Origin of the sequence: Streptomyces sp. NPDC050610 (assembly GCF_040654875.1) — a bacterium.
Classification (GTDB): domain Bacteria; phylum Actinomycetota; class Actinomycetes; order Streptomycetales; family Streptomycetaceae; genus Streptomyces.
Genome location: NZ_JBFAIV010000021.1, coordinates 37281 through 52867, shown reverse-complemented (window position 1 = coordinate 52867; position 15587 = coordinate 37281). Strand labels below are relative to the sequence as shown.

At 71.3% G+C, this 15587-nt stretch carries 12 protein-coding genes; 7 read left to right on the top strand and 5 right to left on the bottom strand.

Annotated elements, in window-relative coordinates:
- Positions 1–57: 57 nt before the first annotated feature.
- Entirely contained in the window at positions 58–705 is a 648-nt protein-coding gene (locus AB0I22_RS24675; protein WP_363133060.1) for a uridine kinase, read from the top strand.
- On the opposite strand, the gene AB0I22_RS24670 is transcribed toward AB0I22_RS24675, so the two are convergent.
- From AB0I22_RS24670 to AB0I22_RS24660, 3 genes are all read right to left on the bottom strand, one after another.
- The gene (locus AB0I22_RS24670) at positions 689–2128 is read right to left on the bottom strand and encodes a WGR domain-containing protein (protein WP_363133059.1); all 1440 of its coding nucleotides are present in this window, start codon (positions 2126–2128) and stop codon (positions 689–691) included. The two genes, AB0I22_RS24675 and AB0I22_RS24670, sit on opposite strands and share 17 nt — an antisense overlap.
- A 115-nt stretch (positions 2129–2243) precedes the next feature.
- Positions 2244–2756, bottom strand: coding sequence for a methylated-DNA--[protein]-cysteine S-methyltransferase (locus AB0I22_RS24665; RefSeq protein WP_363133146.1), 513 nt, complete (start codon positions 2754–2756; stop codon positions 2244–2246).
- 138 nt (positions 2757–2894) lie between these two features.
- The gene (locus AB0I22_RS24660) at positions 2895–3824 is read right to left on the bottom strand and encodes a glycerophosphodiester phosphodiesterase family protein (protein ID WP_363133058.1); all 930 of its coding nucleotides are present in this window, start codon (positions 3822–3824) and stop codon (positions 2895–2897) included.
- 195 nt (positions 3825–4019) lie between these two features.
- Here AB0I22_RS24660 and uvrB point away from each other — a divergent pair, with 195 nt between their 5' ends.
- From uvrB to AB0I22_RS24635, 5 genes are all read left to right on the top strand, one after another.
- The gene (gene uvrB / locus AB0I22_RS24655) at positions 4020–6146 is read left to right on the top strand and encodes an excinuclease ABC subunit UvrB (protein ID WP_363133057.1); all 2127 of its coding nucleotides are present in this window, start codon (positions 4020–4022) and stop codon (positions 6144–6146) included.
- A 197-nt stretch (positions 6147–6343) separates the two neighbouring features.
- Complete coding sequence (locus tag AB0I22_RS24650) at positions 6344–6922, top strand: TerD family protein (protein ID WP_363133056.1); 579 nt, start codon at positions 6344–6346, stop codon at positions 6920–6922.
- A gap of 123 nt (positions 6923–7045) precedes the next feature.
- Positions 7046–9070: a TerD family protein gene (locus AB0I22_RS24645; RefSeq protein ID WP_363133055.1), complete on the top strand. Its 2025-nt coding sequence runs from the start codon at positions 7046–7048 to the stop codon at positions 9068–9070.
- Between the two features lie 146 nt (positions 9071–9216).
- Complete coding sequence (locus tag AB0I22_RS24640; RefSeq protein ID WP_363133054.1) at positions 9217–10203, top strand: TerC family protein; 987 nt, start codon at positions 9217–9219, stop codon at positions 10201–10203.
- A gap of 125 nt (positions 10204–10328) precedes the next feature.
- The gene (locus tag AB0I22_RS24635; protein ID WP_363133053.1) at positions 10329–10787 is read left to right on the top strand and encodes a lamin tail domain-containing protein; all 459 of its coding nucleotides are present in this window, start codon (positions 10329–10331) and stop codon (positions 10785–10787) included.
- Between the two features lie 7 nt (positions 10788–10794).
- Here the strand turns inward: AB0I22_RS24635 and AB0I22_RS24630 are convergent, their stop codons facing one another.
- Positions 10795–11451 carry an MBL fold metallo-hydrolase gene (locus AB0I22_RS24630; RefSeq protein ID WP_363133052.1) on the bottom strand — a complete coding sequence of 219 codons (657 nt, stop codon included), beginning with the start codon at positions 11449–11451 and terminating at the stop codon, positions 10795–10797.
- 10 nt (positions 11452–11461) lie between these two features.
- The gene (locus AB0I22_RS24625; RefSeq protein WP_363133051.1) at positions 11462–12187 is read right to left on the bottom strand and encodes a maleylpyruvate isomerase family mycothiol-dependent enzyme; all 726 of its coding nucleotides are present in this window, start codon (positions 12185–12187) and stop codon (positions 11462–11464) included.
- A gap of 178 nt (positions 12188–12365) precedes the next feature.
- Between AB0I22_RS24625 and uvrA the strand changes: the two genes are divergently transcribed.
- The gene (gene uvrA / locus AB0I22_RS24620; RefSeq protein ID WP_363133050.1) at positions 12366–15395 is read left to right on the top strand and encodes an excinuclease ABC subunit UvrA; all 3030 of its coding nucleotides are present in this window, start codon (positions 12366–12368) and stop codon (positions 15393–15395) included.
- Positions 15396–15587: the final 192 nt, after the last annotated feature.

Genomic DNA, 15587 nt, shown 5'->3' with positions numbered 1-15587 from the left:
CGGCCCGGCAGCGGGCCCGGGCCCCTCCCGTCGGGACCCGGCGTGCATCATGGGTCCGTGTGGTGGGAAGCGATCTCGTGGACGCGATTGACGCAAGCGCTTGTGGAGCGGATCGCGACGGCGGAAGCGGAGGACGGCAGCCCCTGGCTGCGGGTCGCCGTCGACGGCGCTCCCGCCGCCCGGCCCGCGGAGCTGGCGCGAGGCATGGCCGAGGAGCTGCGGGCCCGTGGGCGGCCGGTGGCCGTCATCGGGACCGGCGGATTCCTGCGGGCCGCCTCGCTGCGCTTCGAATACGGGCGCCAGGACGCCGACGCGTACTACGACCTGTGGCTCGACGCCGGCGCGCTCCACCGCGAGGTGTTCGCCCCGCTGGAGCCCGGCGGGAGCGGGCGGGTGCTGCCCGATCTCCGGGACCCCGTGACGGACCGGGCGACGCGGAGCCCGTACCTGACGGTGCCGCCCGGGGGTGTGGTGATCGTGCACGGCCCGCTCCTCCTCGGGCACTGGTTCCCCTTCGACCTCGCGGTGCACCTGCGGATGTCTCCCGCCGCGCTGGCGCGGCACACGGACGAGGCGGAAGCCTGGACCGTACCCGCGTTCGCGCGCTACGCGGACGAAGTGCGACCCGAGGACGCGGCCCAGGTGGTCGTACGGGCCGACGACCCGCGCCGTCCGGCGTGGAGCGGATTCACAGCAGGCGCTTGATCTCGCCGCGGACACGGTAGAAGCCGCCCGGAGCGGGGGCGAGCGCGTCCACCACGTAACGGACGCCGGGCTCGCGTATCTGGCGCGGGAACTGGACGTTCCACAAGGGTTCGTAGCCTCCGGAGACGACGTGCACCCGGAGCCGGCCGGCCTCCTCGACGCACTCGACGACGACGCCCGACGCCGGGGCGGCCGTCACGGTCGCCAGCGTGGTCGTCGGCGCGTAAGTGGGCAGCGCCTCGGCCGACTTGACGTCCACGGGGACCGGAACGGTGCCGGTCCGCGCGGCGGCGATCGCGGCCTCCGTCGCGTCGACGCACACCAGCGAGCCGTCCGTGGTGACCATGTAGAGCTTCTCGTCGAGGTACTGCATCGACAGCGCCGAACCGCCGCCGGTGCCCAGCTTCCACAGCCGGGTGCCGTCCGCCGCGAAGCAGTACACGGACGCGGCGGAGTCGCCCGCGAAGACGTACCGCCCGCCGGGGGCGGTGGCGCAGGAGTAGACCGTGGTGTCGCACGGGTAAGCGGCCTCCGTGCGGCCCGTCGCCTTCGACAGGCGCTGGACGACGTGGTGGCTGGTGCCCGCGTAGACCGCGTCGTCCTCCTGCCAGCCGAACAGCACCGCGCCGGTGGTCTTCGAGCGCCACAACTCGCCGCCGCCGTCGTGGGCGTACGCGGTCACGCCCTGGGTGTGGCCGTGGTAGACGGCCCGCTCGTCGCGGCGCACCATCCAGGCGTGCGCGCCGGCGCTCTTGCGCGACCACTGGTACTCGTCCTCGTGGTCGATGACCGTCAGACCGCCGTTCCGGTCCGCCACGTTGAGCACCCCCTCGTGGACGTCCAGCCAGAAGATGTCCACGTCCGCCGCGATCTGATAGGCGGCGAAGGGGAGCTTGGAGGACAGGTCGTAGACCGTGCCGTCGTCGCAGCCCGCGTAGATCCAGAAGTCGTCCGCCACCAGGCACTTGACGCCGTCCGGCAGCCGGTAGCGGGAGAGCACCTCGCCGTCGTGCGCGAGGGTGTAGACGTCGCCGGACTGGTTGCCCACCCAGCAGCGGTCCTGGTCGATGTGGATGCCGAACGCCGCGGAATCCGTACGGAACCGCCACAGCACCGGGGCCACGGCGCGCGCCGTCGACGGCGCGGAGCTGACCTGACGGCGCGTCACGGACCGGGCGGCGCGCCCGCCCTGCACGGCCGGCGCGTACCCCTTGCGGACCTTCTCGCCGATCTTCTTCGCCGCCGCGGCCCGCGCCTTCTCGGTGGTGGGGAAGGAGGACGTCTGCAACTGGCCCGCGGCGCCGATCCGTCCGTACCGGACGGAGACGGTGACCCCGTCCACGGTCACCTCATAGAACTTGTGCGCCCCGCCGCCGTCCTGTGACAGCTCCAGATACGTCCTGTCGCCCGACGCCTGTGTCACGGCATACCCCTCTCCCAGGGCGGCCACCAGCGGCCGACCTCTACTGCTGGAGAACGCTAGGGGCTGCCACTGACAATCGGCCGGGCGAGCGCGCCGGCGCCGCTCCGGGACCGCCTCAGAAGAGCGGCTCCGGCAGGACGCCCTCCAAGGCCAGCAGGGCGCGCTTGACCTCCAGGCCCCCGCCGAAACCGCCGAGGCCGCCGCCGCTCTCGATCACCCGGTGGCACGGGACGACGACCGGCAGCGGGTTGGCGCCCATCGCCGTCCCCACGGCGCGGGCGGCCCCGGGATCGCCGACGCGGTGGGCGAGGTCCTGGTAGCCGACGACCGTGCCGTACGGGACATGGGCGGCGAGCGCGCGCAGCACCCGGCGGTTGAAGCCGCCGGTGAGCGACCAGTCCAGCGGCACGGTGAACGCCCGCAGCCGTCCGTCGAAGTAGGCCCCGAGCTGGCTCTCCGCCTCCGCCAGCGGGTCGCGGGCCGCCCCCGCCGCCGCGGGCCCGGTGCCGAGGCGGCGGGTCAGCCGCTCCACGGCCTGCGACGCGTGCTCCTCGCGGGCGTCGAAGACGACGTTGAGCAGCCCCTCGGCCGTGGTGGCGATCCCCAGCGCGCCGATGGAGCTCTCCAGCGTCGCCCAGGACCAGGACCGGACCGCGGCGCTCTCGGCCGTACCGTGCTCCGGCGCCGATGCGGAGCCGTCGGGGCCCTCTGTGTCTGTCACACGAGCAGCGTAGGCCCTGCGGTCCCGCCCCCGCTGCGCGCCGGCTCAGGCCGCGGCCGGTACCCGGACGGGCGGCCCGGCGGCCCCTGGGGAACGCCGCGCCCCGTCGCCGAGGGCGTCGCGGATCTCCGCCGGCTTGTTGGTGATGAGGCCGTCCACGCCCATACGGGCCAGGGACCGCGCGGCGCAGGCGTCGTCGACGGTCCACGCGGAGAGCCGCAGGGGGCGGCCGTGCGGACCTCGGAGCGCGTGGACGGCGCGGAGGTAGCGCGCCGTGACGGCCTTGTGGTTGGGGTTGATCTGATCGGCGTACGCCGCGTACGAGCGGAGCTCGGCGGCCTTCGGGGCGCCGAGGAACCCGAGCGTCAGATCGGGGCGGAGCCGGTGGAGGGTCCGCAGCGAGGCCGCGTCGAAGCTCTGGAGGACCAGCCGGTGGGCCACGTGCCCCCGGTCGAGCCAGCCCCGGCGGCGCAGCTCCGACGTGATCCGGCGCTCGATTCCGGGGTAGAGCTCCGGCGCCTTGACCTCCATGAGGAGGTTCTGGCGGTTGCGCTCGACGCGGTCGAGGTAGCGGCCGAGGGTTGGTACGCGCTGTCCGGCGAACCGGCGGTCGAACCAGCTGCCCGCGTCGAGCCGCTCGATCTCGGCGAGCGTGAAGTCCGCCACCCGCCACGGCGACCGGTTCGGATAGCGCTGCTCGGCGTCGGTCGTCCGGCTGAGCGTGGTGTCGTGCAGGACGACCAGCGCGCCGTCCTTGGTCCGCTGGACGTCGTTCTCGACCCAGGTGATGCCGAGGCGGGCGGCGACGTCGACGGAGGCGAGGGTGTTCTCGGGCGCGCTGACGGGCGAGCCGCGGTGGCCGATGACGAGGGGTTCGGGCGAATGGGGGGTGGCGCGGGCGTCGGCGGGTCCGGTGAGCAGCGCGGACATGCCCAGAAGCGCACTGGCGACGGCGACGGCGGGGCGCAGTTGCATACGGTCTCCTCGCGGCGTCCGATCCGGGCCGGGAACGTCCCGGATGTGGCGTACAAGAAGATAAGTACGCGATGTTCGGCGAGCGCGCTCGGCATCGGCGGGCTTCGCGGATATTTCGCCTCTCGTCCGGCCGCGTGACGGGTTCCGGACTCCGGCAGCCGGGCCGTTGTCAGTGGTGGGTCGTACGGTGGTTCCATGCGGCCCGTATCCAAGATCGAACGCACCGTGGCGCCCTTCGAGGTCGTCAGCCCCTACCAGCCCAGCGGCGATCAGCCGACAGCCATCGCCGAGCTGGAGCGGCGCGTTCGCGCAGGTGAGAAAGATGTAGTGCTGCTCGGTGCGACCGGTACCGGCAAGTCGGCGACCACCGCGTGGATGATCGAGAAGTTGCAGCGGCCCACCCTGGTCATGGCGCCGAACAAGACCCTCGCGGCCCAGCTCGCCAACGAGTTCCGGGAGCTGCTGCCCAACAATGCGGTCGAATATTTCGTCTCGTACTACGACTACTACCAGCCCGAGGCGTACGTACCGCAGTCGGACACCTACATCGAGAAGGACTCCTCGATCAACGAGGAGGTGGAGCGGCTGCGCCACTCCGCGACGAACTCGCTGCTCACCCGCCGGGACGTGGTCGTGGTGGCCTCCGTCTCCTGCATCTACGGCCTGGGCACCCCGCAGGAGTACGTGGACCGCATGGTGCGGCTCAAGGTCGGCGAGGAGATCGACCGCGACCAGCTGCTGCGCCGGTTCGTGGAGATCCAGTACACCCGCAACGACGTGGCCTTCACCCGCGGCACCTTCCGCGTCCGGGGCGACACCATCGAGATCTTCCCGGTCTACGAGGAGCTCGCCGTCCGCATCGAGATGTTCGGGGACGAGATCGAGGCGCTCTCCACGCTCCACCCGCTCACCGGCGAGGTGATCTCCGACGACCAGGAGCTGTACGTCTTCCCGGCCAGCCACTACATCGCCGGTCCGGAGCGCATGGAGAAGGCCGTCGCGGGCATCGAGGCCGAGCTGGCGGAGACCCTCGCCAAGATGGAGAAGCAGGGCAAGCTGCTGGAGGCCCAGCGGCTGCGGATGCGCACGACGTACGACATCGAGATGATGCGCCAGATCGGCTCCTGCTCCGGCATCGAGAACTACTCGCTGCACATGGACGACCGCGAACCCGGTTCGCCGCCCAACACCCTCCTCGACTACTTCCCGGAGGACTTCCTCCTCGTCATCGACGAGTCGCACGTCACCGTCCCGCAGATCGGCGCGATGTACGAGGGCGACGCCTCCCGGAAGCGCACCCTCGTGGAGCACGGCTTCCGGCTGCCGTCCGCCATGGACAACCGGCCGCTCAAGTGGGAGGAGTTCGTCGAGCGGATCGACCAGACCGTCTACCTCTCCGCCACCCCCGGCAAGTACGAGCTCGCGCGCGGCGACGGCTTCGTCGAACAGATCATCCGTCCCACCGGCCTCGTCGACCCCGAGGTCGTCGTCAAGCCGACGGACGGGCAGATCGACGACCTGGTGCACGAGATCCGGACGCGCACGGAGAAGGACGAGCGCGTCCTGGTGACCACCCTCACCAAGAAGATGGCCGAGGACCTCACCGACTACTTCCTGGAGCTGGGCATCCAGGTGCGCTATCTGCACAGCGACGTCGACACCCTGCGCCGCATCGAGCTGCTGCGCGAGCTGCGGGCCGGCGAGTACGACGTGCTGGTCGGCATCAACCTGCTGCGCGAGGGGCTCGACCTTCCCGAGGTCTCCCTGGTCGCGATCCTCGACGCCGACAAGGAAGGGTTCCTGCGCTCCGGGACCTCGCTGATCCAGACCATCGGACGCGCGGCGCGCAACGTCTCCGGCCAGGTCCATATGTACGCGGACAAGGTCACCCCGGCGATGGAGAAGGCGATCGAGGAGACCAATCGCCGCCGGGAGAAGCAGATCGCGTACAACAAGGAGAAGGGGATCGACCCGCAGCCGCTGCGGAAGAAGATCGGCGACATCGTCGCGACCATCGCGCGCGAGGAGATCGACACCCAGGAGCTGCTGGGCACTGGCTACCGGCAGGGCGACAAGAGCAAGGGCAAGGCCCCGGTGCCCGCGGCGTCCGGCAAGTCCGGCAAGGCGGCGGGCGCCGGCAAGGGCGGCGCCCCGCTCACGGACCGCCCCGCCGCGGAGCTCGCCGAGATCATCGAGGAGATGACGGAGCGGATGCGGAGCGCGGCGGCCGAGCTGCAGTTCGAGGTCGCGGCCCGGCTGCGCGACGAGGTGGGGGAGCTGAAGAAGGAGCTGCGGCAGATGAGGGAGGCGGGCATCGCCTGACGGGCGGCCGTGACGCGCTGCGAGAACGCGGTGCGAGAACGTGGTGCGGGGGGTCGTCTCAAGGGCGTGTTGCAAGAACGCCACAAACCACGTCCGACCGATGGCACCGGGAGCGCCAGTGCATAGGGTTTTCCCAGGAGGCCGCGCCGACCGCGCGGCCACGGGTGACACTCGGTACATCGAGAAGGGGACAGCGCGTGACGGTCAACTTGGCCAAGGGCCAGGGCATCAGCCTGAAGAAGGCCGACGGGGGCACCCTGACCGCGGTGCGGATGGGGCTGGGCTGGCAGGCAGCTCCCCGCCGCGGCCTGTTCGGCTCGCGCACGAAGGAGATCGACCTGGACGCGTCGGCGGTGCTGTTCGCCGAGGGGGAGCCGGTCGACGAAGTGTTCTTCCGCCACCTCGTCAGCAATGACGGTTCGGTCCAGCACACCGGCGACAACCTGGTCGGCGGCGCCGGACAGGGCGGCGACGACGAGGCGATACTCGTCGATCTGCAGCGGGTTCCGGTGCACATCGACCAGATCGTGTTCACGGTGAACTCGTTCACCGGCCAGACCTTCGCCGAGGTGAAGAACGCCTTCTGCCGGCTGGTGGACGAGACCAACGGCCAGGAGCTGGCCCGCTACACCCTCGACGGCGGCGGCGCGTACACCGCGCAGATCATGGCGAAGGTGCACCGGTCCGGCGGCGGCTGGCAGATGACGGCGATCGGCGTGCCGGCCAACGGCCGCACCTTCCAGGATCTGATGCCGGCGATCCTGCCCAGCCTGTAAGCGGTGGGAACGGGCCGGGGCGGGGGCTCCGGCCGGGGCCCGGCGGAGGCGAACCGCCGGGCCGGCGGGCATGGCCGTGCGCGACGGGCACGGCCGCGAACGACATAGCGAGGGGGCGCGCCGATGACGGCCGAACTGGTCCGGGGCCAGAACCATCCACTGCCTCAGACCCGTTTGGAGATCCGGGTCTCGGCGGGCGGCCCGGTCGTGGCCGGGGCCGTTCTCGGCGACGAGCGGGGGCGGGTCACGGACGCCGCGTGGGTGGCGCACCCCGCCGCACCGCACCTCCCCGGCCTCGAAGTGTCCCAGCAGGCCGCCGCCGACCACCGGCTGGCCGTGGATCTGGACGCGCTCCCCGCAGCCGCCCACCGGGTCAGCGTGCTGCTCGCGCTGCCGTCCGGCGCGGGCGGCCCGGCGCGCTTCGGCGCGATGGCCGCGCCGTTCGTCGCCGTCACCGGCCTCGACGGCACCGAGGTCGCCGGCTACACCATCACCGACCTGGACTCCGAGTCCGCGGTCGTCGCGCTGGAGCTCTATCGCAGGCAGGGCGCGTGGAAGGTACGGGCCGTGGGCCAGGGGTACGCGGGCGGGCTGGCCGCGATGCTGCACGATCAGGGGCTCCCGGGCGCCGCCGAGCTGGCCGCCGCCATCGAGGCGGCGGTGGACCAGGGGGCGGCCCGTTCGATCACCCCGCCGCCGCGGTCCTCGCGGGACCAGGGCAGAGGCAGGGACCAGGGCAGAGGCAGGGACCAGGACAGGGGCGGGCACCAGGACCGAGGCGGGGACAAGGACGAGCGGGCGCGGCGCCCGGGCGGCAAGAACGAGTCCCCCGAGGCGGCCGGGCCCGGTTCCGGTCCGGTCGACTACCGGCATCCCGGGCGCCGGTCCGCGAAACCGCCCCAGTCCCCGCCGCCCGGCCGGTCCTCCGCGCCGCCGCTCGCCCCGCCGCACGCCGTAGCGGACGAACGCGCCGGCGGGGAGGAACGGGCCGATACGTCCGCAGCGGGGCCCGCAGCCGGGCCCGTGGCGGGTGATGCCAGCGGCTGGACGATGGACGAGCGGCTCTACAACCAAGTCTGGGGCATGTTCGAGGACCTGGCCCGTACGGTCGCGGCGTACCGCGGCGCGGTGGACTTCGCGGAGTCGCGGATGGAGCGGGAGATCGACGGCGTCCTCTCGGACCCGCGCACCCGCGTCGGCCCGGCCGCCGACGCCGCCCGCGAGGCGGCGCGCGGCAAGCAGGCCGGGCTCGTGGCGCAGGCCCGCGCCGTCCTCGACCGCGACCTCGGCCGGCTCGCCGCCGAGTCCGACGTCGTCGAGCACGCGCTGCCGCCCGCCTACGCCCGGTGGGACAGCCCCGTCTGGCAGGGCTACCAGGTGCCGTTCGAGGCCCCGATGGCTCTGCGCCTCGGCGATCTGCGCCTGCCGGAACGCGATGACCTGCGCATCCCCATGCTGATGCGGCTGCCGCTGGAGCGCGGGCTGTGGATCGACAGCGGCCGTACGGGCGCCCCGGAGGCGGCGCTGATGGCGTCGGCCGAGGTGCGCAAAGCGGCCATGGACACCGCGGTGGCGCACGCCGCGCGGCTGCTCGCGGTCCATCCCGTCGGCGACTTCGCGGTGCAGGTGATCGACCCGGCCGGGGCGGCGGGCGCCTCGCTCGCCCCGCTGCTGCGGTCGGGCGCGCTCCGGGAGCCCCCGGCGGCCGGTGCACGGGGGGTGTCCGCGACGCTGACGAAGCTCACGCAGCGGGTCGATCTGGTGCAGATGGCGGTCCGCAGCGGCGCCGTGGACTCGCTGCCGCGCGATCTCGACACCGCTGAACAGCTGCTGATCGTCAACGACTTCCCGCACGGCTTCGACGACCGGGCCGTCAACCAGCTGCGCTACCTCGCGGACGAGGGGCCGTCGGTGGGCGTCCATCTGATGATGGTGGCCGACCGGCAGGACGCCCGGGAGTACGGGCCGGTGCTCGATCCGCTGTGGCGGGCGCTGCTGCGCCTCACGCCGGTCCCCGACGACCACCTCGCCGACCCCTGGGTCGGGCACGCCTGGACGTACGATCCGCCGGCTGTGCCGCCGGGGAGCGAGGTGCTGGTTCAGGTGATCCGGCAGGTTGGCCAGGCATTGCAGGCCCACCGCCGCTGACCTGCTGATTTGCCTTTTCCTTTACCTGTTCTTGGCTGTTCCTGTACTCTCTGGGGTGTGGAGGTCACGGCTGGCGTGTCGACGGACCGGGGCCTCCGGCAGCGACGACGCTGTGAGTGCCGTACGACTCTGCCGGAGGAGCCGCAGTGGATGTTTCCCTGAACGTGTGGGTGCTGACGATCGTCGGGCTGTGCGCCCTGATCGCCGCCGACTTCTTCATCGGCGGCCGCAAACCGCACGCGGTCTCCATCAAGGAGGCCGCCGTCTGGACGGTCGTCTGGGTCGCCCTCGCGGCGGTCTTCGGGCTCGGCCTCTTCCTCTTCGGCGGCGGTCAGCCGTCGGGCGAGTTCTTCGCCGGGTACATCACCGAGAAGTCGCTGAGCGTCGACAACCTCTTCGTCTTCGTGCTGATCATGGCCAAGTTCGCGGTACCGCCGATCTACCAGCAGCGGGTGCTGATGGTCGGCGTGCTCATCGCGCTCGTCCTGCGGGCGATCTTCATCGGCGCGGGCGCCGCGATCATCGCCAATTTCTCCTGGATCTTCTACCTCTTCGGCGCGTTCCTGATCTGGACGGCCTGGAAGCTGATCCAGGACGCGCGGAGCGACGAAGAGGACGAGGAGTTCGAGGAGAACCGCCTGCTCAAGGCGGTCGAGCGGCGCGTTCCCTCCACCAGCGCGTACCACGGCACCAAGCTGTTCATCGCCGAGAACGGCAAGCGGCTGATGACGCCGATGCTGGTCGTCATGCTGGCGATCGGCACCACCGACATCCTCTTCGCCCTCGACTCCATCCCGGCGATCTTCGGCCTCACCCAGGACCCGTACATCGTCTTCACCGCCAACGCGTTCGCCCTCATGGGCCTGCGCCAGCTGTACTTCCTCATCGGCGGCCTGCTGAAGAAGCTGGTCCACCTCTCGTACGGCCTGTCGGTCATCCTCGGCTTCATCGGGGTGAAGCTGATCCTGCACGCGCTGCACGAATCCGGTCTGAACGTCCCCGAGATCAGCATCCCCGTCTCGCTCGGCGTCATCTGCGCGGTCCTGATCGTCACCACGATCACCAGCCTGCGGGCCTCGAAGAAGCAGGCCCAGGCGGAGGCGGCGGAGCGCAAGGACAGCCTCGGAGTCTGACCGGCCCGGGCCGGGCGGGTGCCGGATCGTTACGCCTCCTCCGGAGCGGGGCCGTCCGGCCGCCGCGCCACTACCGTGGTGCGCGGCGGCCCGCAGTCGGCGCCGCTTGTTCCGAGGGGGGACCCATGCACCACCGCATAGCAGCCACCGTCTTGGCGACGGGCACGGCCGCGGCGACTCTGTTCGCCGCGTCGCCGGCGTCCGCCGCGTCCGTCGCGCCCTCCGTGCACATCACGGAGATCTACTACAACAGCCCCGGCAAGGACACCCGTTCCAACTCCAGCCTCAACGCCGAATGGGTGCGGATCAAGAACTCGACGAGCCGCGCCGTGAACCTGAGGAACTGGACGCTGACGGACGCCTCCCGTCACCAGTACAAGTTCGGCTCCTACACCCTGGGCGCCGGGAAGTCGGTGAAGGTGCGCACCGGCCGGGGCGGCGACACCGCGGCCAACCGCTACCAGGACCGCCGGGCCTACGTCTGGAACAACGACCGGGACACGGCGACGCTGCGCAAGTCGAACGGGTCGAAGGCCGACTCCTGCTCGTACAGCAACTCCCGCCGCGCCTCGGTCCTCTGCTGAGAGGGCGTCACCAGCCGCGCTCGCGCCACTCCGCGAGGTGCGGACGCTCGGCGCCGAGGGTGGTGTCGCCGCCGTGGCCGGGGTAGACCCAGGTCTCGTCGGGGAGCGCGGCCATCAGCTTGTGCTCGACGTCGTCGAGCAGCCGGCCGAAGGCTTCGGGGTCGCCCCAGGTGTTGCCGACGCCGCCGGGGAAGAGGCAGTCGCCCGTGAACAGGTGCGGGTGGCCGTGCGGGTCGTCGTAGACCAGGGCGATGCTGCCCGGCGTGTGCCCCACGAGGTGGCGGGCGGTCAGCTCGACCTGGCCCACCCGGATCGTGTCGCCGTCCTCGACGGGCACGTCGGTCGGCACCGGGATGCCCTCGGCGTCGTGGCGCCCGGCGTAGGTGCGGGCGCCGGTGGCGTCCACCACCTCGCGCAGCGCTCCCCAGTGGTCGCCGTGCCGGTGGGTGGTGACCACCGAGGCGATGCCGCTGTCGCCGATCAGGTTCAGCAGGGTCGCCGGCTCCGCGGCGGCGTCGATCAGCAACTGCTCGTCCGTCGCGCGGCAGCGCAGCAGATAGGCGTTGTTGTCCATCGGGCCGACCGCGACCTTCGAGATCATCAGCTCGGTCAGCTCGTGCACGTCCGCCGGTCCGCCGACCTTCACCGCTCCGCTGTACGTCATGTCGTCAACCCTATAGCGGCGGGAGCGCGGGCAGCAGGCCGCCGGAGGAAGCGCCCCGGACCGTGAGCCCGGCCCCGTCCGCGCGGCCGACGAGCCAGCCGAGCAGCTCGGCGGGGGAGCCCGTGACGGTGGTGACGTCGCCGTCCTCGCGGCCCGTGCGCCGGCTGCTCCCGTCGGGGGTTTCCAGCCGCAGCGCGGGCACCCCGGCGCGGCCCGCGAGCTTCACGTCGCTCATGAAGGCGATCTCCCGCGCGACGAAGGAGTCCGGCAGGTCGTCCAGCCCGTAGCCGATGCCGAGGTCCACGTGGTGCAGCTCGACCTCCACGAGGCGGCGGAACGGCAGCATGGCCGCCCGCTCCATGACGCCGTTGCGCATCTCCACGACGTACTCCCAGCGCTCCTCGGGCACGGCCGTCGCGGCCTCGTCGAGGCGGGCGGCGCTGGCGCGGAGGTCGTCGAGGTGGGCTGCCAGCGGGCGCGCGCAGTCGCGCTCGATGTCGGCGTCGCGGGCCTCGGTGCTGAGGTACATCGGCGTCTTGACGTCCGTACGGGCCCAGGTGAGGAGGTTGGTGATGGCGTCGGCGTTGCGGGCGACGTGCGCGAACACATGGCCCCGGGTCCAGCCGGGGAGCAGCGACGGGGCGGCGGCTCCCGCGTCGTCCAGGGCGCCGGCCCCGGCGAGGAGGCGTTCGGTGGCGGCCTGTACGGCGGCGGTGTCGGATGCGAAATCGCTCATGATCGGCACCCTAGCGGCGGCCACCCATTCGGGTGAAGGTGGTCGGCAGCGGCCGTGAATCGAATGTGCGTGCTATAGGCTCGGGGGAGGCACGAGAAACGACATCCGAGCGACGCCCCCATACCCTGGGTCCGGGGTGCGGCGCACCCCGCAGCTCTCAAGAAAGGTGCCTACCGGCGTGGCCGACCGTCTCATCGTCCGTGGCGCTCGCGAGCACAACCTCAAGAACGTCTCGCTCGACCTCCCCCGTGACTCCCTCATTGTCTTCACCGGGCTTTCGGGGTCGGGCAAGTCCTCCCTCGCGTTCGACACGATCTTCGCCGAGGGGCAGCGTCGCTACGTCGAGTCGCTCTCCTCCTACGCCCGCCAGTTCCTGGGCCAGATGGACAAGCCCGATGTGGACTTCATCGAGGGGCTCTCCCCGGCGGTGTCCATCGATCAGAAGTCGACCTCGCGCAACCCGCGCTCCACGGTCGGCACGATCACGGAGGTCTACGACTACCTCCGGCTCCTCTTCGCCCGCATCGGCAAGCCGCACTGCCCCGAGTGCGGCCGCCCGATCTCCCGGCAGTCGCCGCAGGCCATCGTGGACAAGGTGCTGGAGCTGCCCGAGGGCAGCCGCTTCCAGGTGCTGTCCCCGCTGGTGCGCGAGCGCAAGGGCGAGTTCGTCGATCTCTTCTCCGACCTCCAGACCAAGGGCTACAGCAGGGCCCGGGTGGACGGCCAGACGATCCAGCTCGCCGAGCCGCCCAAGCTCAAGAAGCAGGAGAAGCACACCATCGAGGTGGTCATCGACCGCCTGACGGTGAAGGACAGCGCCAAGCGGCGGCTCACCGACTCGGTCGAGACCGCGCTCGGGCTCTCCGGCGGCATGGTGATCCTCGACTTCGTGGATCTCGCCGAGGACGACCCCGAGCGCGAGCGGATGTACTCCGAGCACCTCTACTGCCCGTACGACGACCTGTCCTTCGAGGAGCTGGAGCCGCGCTCCTTCTCCTTCAACTCGCCCTTCGGCGCCTGCCCGGACTGCACCGGTATCGGCACCCGCATGGAGGTCGACCCCGAGCTGATCATCCCCGACGAGGACAAGACCCTCGAAGAGGGCGCCATCAACCCCTGGTCGCACGGGCACACCAAGGACTACTTCAACCGGCTGGTCGGCGCGCTCGCCGCCGAGCTCGGCTTCCGGATGGACATCCCCTGGGCCGGTCTGCCCCAGCGCGCCAAGAAGGCCCTGCTGAACGGCCACAAGACCCAGATCGAGGTCCGCTACCGCAACCGCTACGGCCGGGAGCGCGCCTACACGACCGCCTTCGAGGGCGCCGTGCCGTTCGTGAAGCGGCGGCACTCCGAGGCGGAGAGCGACTCCAGCCGTGAGCGCTTCGAGGGCTACATGCGCGAGGTGCCGTGCCCCACCTGCGACGGGACGCGCCTCAAGCCGATCGTCCTCGCCGTCACGGTGCAGCAGAAGTCGATCGCGGAGGTCTCCGCGATGTCGATCAGCGAGTGCGCGGACTTCCTGCGGGGCATGAAGCTCAACGCCCGCGAGAAGAAGATCGCCGAGCGCGTGCTCAAGGAGGTCAACGAACGGCTGCGGTTCCTCGTCGACGTCGGCCTCGACTATCTGTCGCTGAACCGGGCGGCGGGCACCCTCTCCGGCGGCGAGGCGCAGCGCATCCGGCTCGCCACGCAGATCGGCTCCGGCCTGGTCGGCGTGCTGTACGTGCTGGACGAGCCGTCCATCGGGCTGCACCAGCGCGACAACCACCGGCTCATCGAGACCCTCGTGCGCCTGCGCGACATGGGCAACACCCTGATCGTCGTCGAGCACGACGAGGACACCATCAAGGTCGCCGACTGGGTGGTCGACATCGGTCCGGGCGCGGGCGAGCACGGCGGCAAGGTCGTGCACAGCGGTTCGCTGAAGGAGTTGCTGCGCAACAAGGACTCCGTCACCGGGCAGTACCTGGCCGGCAAGCGGGCCATCGCCACCCCGGACGTCCGGCGGCCGCTGGACGTGGAGCGGCAGCTCACGGTGCACGGCGCACGCGAGAACAACCTGCGCGACATCGACGTGTCCTTCCCCCTCGGGCTGCTGACCGCCGTCACCGGAGTCTCCGGCTCCGGCAAGTCGACGCTGGTCAACGACATCCTCTATACCCACCTGGCCCGCGAGCTGAACGGCGCCAAGTCCGTGCCCGGCCGGCACACCCGGGTGGACGGCGACGACCTCGTCGACAAGGTCGTGCACGTCGACCAGTCGCCCATCGGCCGTACGCCGCGCTCCAACCCGGCCACGTACACGGGCGTCTTCGACCATGTGCGCAGGCTCTTCGCCGAGACGATGGAGGCCAAGGTCCGCGGCTATCTGCCGGGGCGCTTCTCCTTCAACGTCAAGGGCGGCCGCTGCGAGAACTGCTCCGGCGACGGCACCATCAAGATCGAGATGAACTTCCTGCCGGACGTGTACGTGCCGTGCGAGGTCTGCCACGGCGCGCGCTACAACCGGGAGACCCTGGAGGTGCACTACAAGGGCAAGTCCATCGCCGAGGTGCTGGACATGCCCATCGAGGAGGCGCTCGACTTCTTCGAGTCGGTGCCGACGATCTCGCGCCACTTGCGCACGCTCCATGAGGTCGGCCTCGGCTATGTGCGGCTGGGGCAGTCCGCCCCGACGCTGTCGGGCGGCGAGGCGCAGCGCGTCAAGCTCGCCAGCGAGCTCCAGAAGCGGTCGACCGGCCGTACGGTCTACGTCCTGGACGAGCCCACCACCGGGCTGCACTTCGAGGACATCAGCAAGTTGATCAAGGTGCTGTCCGGGCTGGTCGACAAGGGCAACACCGTCATCGTCATCGAGCACAACCTCGATGTGATCAAGACGGCGGACTGGGTCGTCGACATGGGCCCCGAGGGCGGCAGCGGCGGCGGACTGGTCATCGCCGAGGGCACCCCTGAAGAGGTCGCGGCGGTTCCGGCCAGCCACACCGGCAAGTTCCTGCGCGACCTCCTGGGCGACCGGGTGAGCGACGCGGCGCCGCCCGCGACGCGGAAGGCGGCGAAGAAGGCGCCCGCGAAGAAGAAGACGGTGGCCGCGGCCGCCGCCGGCAAGGCGGGGGCGAAGACGGCCACCGCCAAGACGGCCACGGCACAGAAGACCGCCGCGAAGAAGACCGCCGCGAAGAAGGCCACGAAGGCGCGTCGCGCCTGACCGGCCGGTGAGCGGCGGCTGTGACCGACCGCGCCGCGTGCCGCCTGCCGCCCGCCGCCGGATGTCCTCGGACGTCCGGCGGCAGGCTGGTACGGGTGGGCGGCCGGGATACGGTCCCGGGCCGGGTGATCGGGTAGCCGGGTGCGGGCTGAGGACGGGCGCGGGTCTGGATCTGTTCCTGGGCCTGGGCCT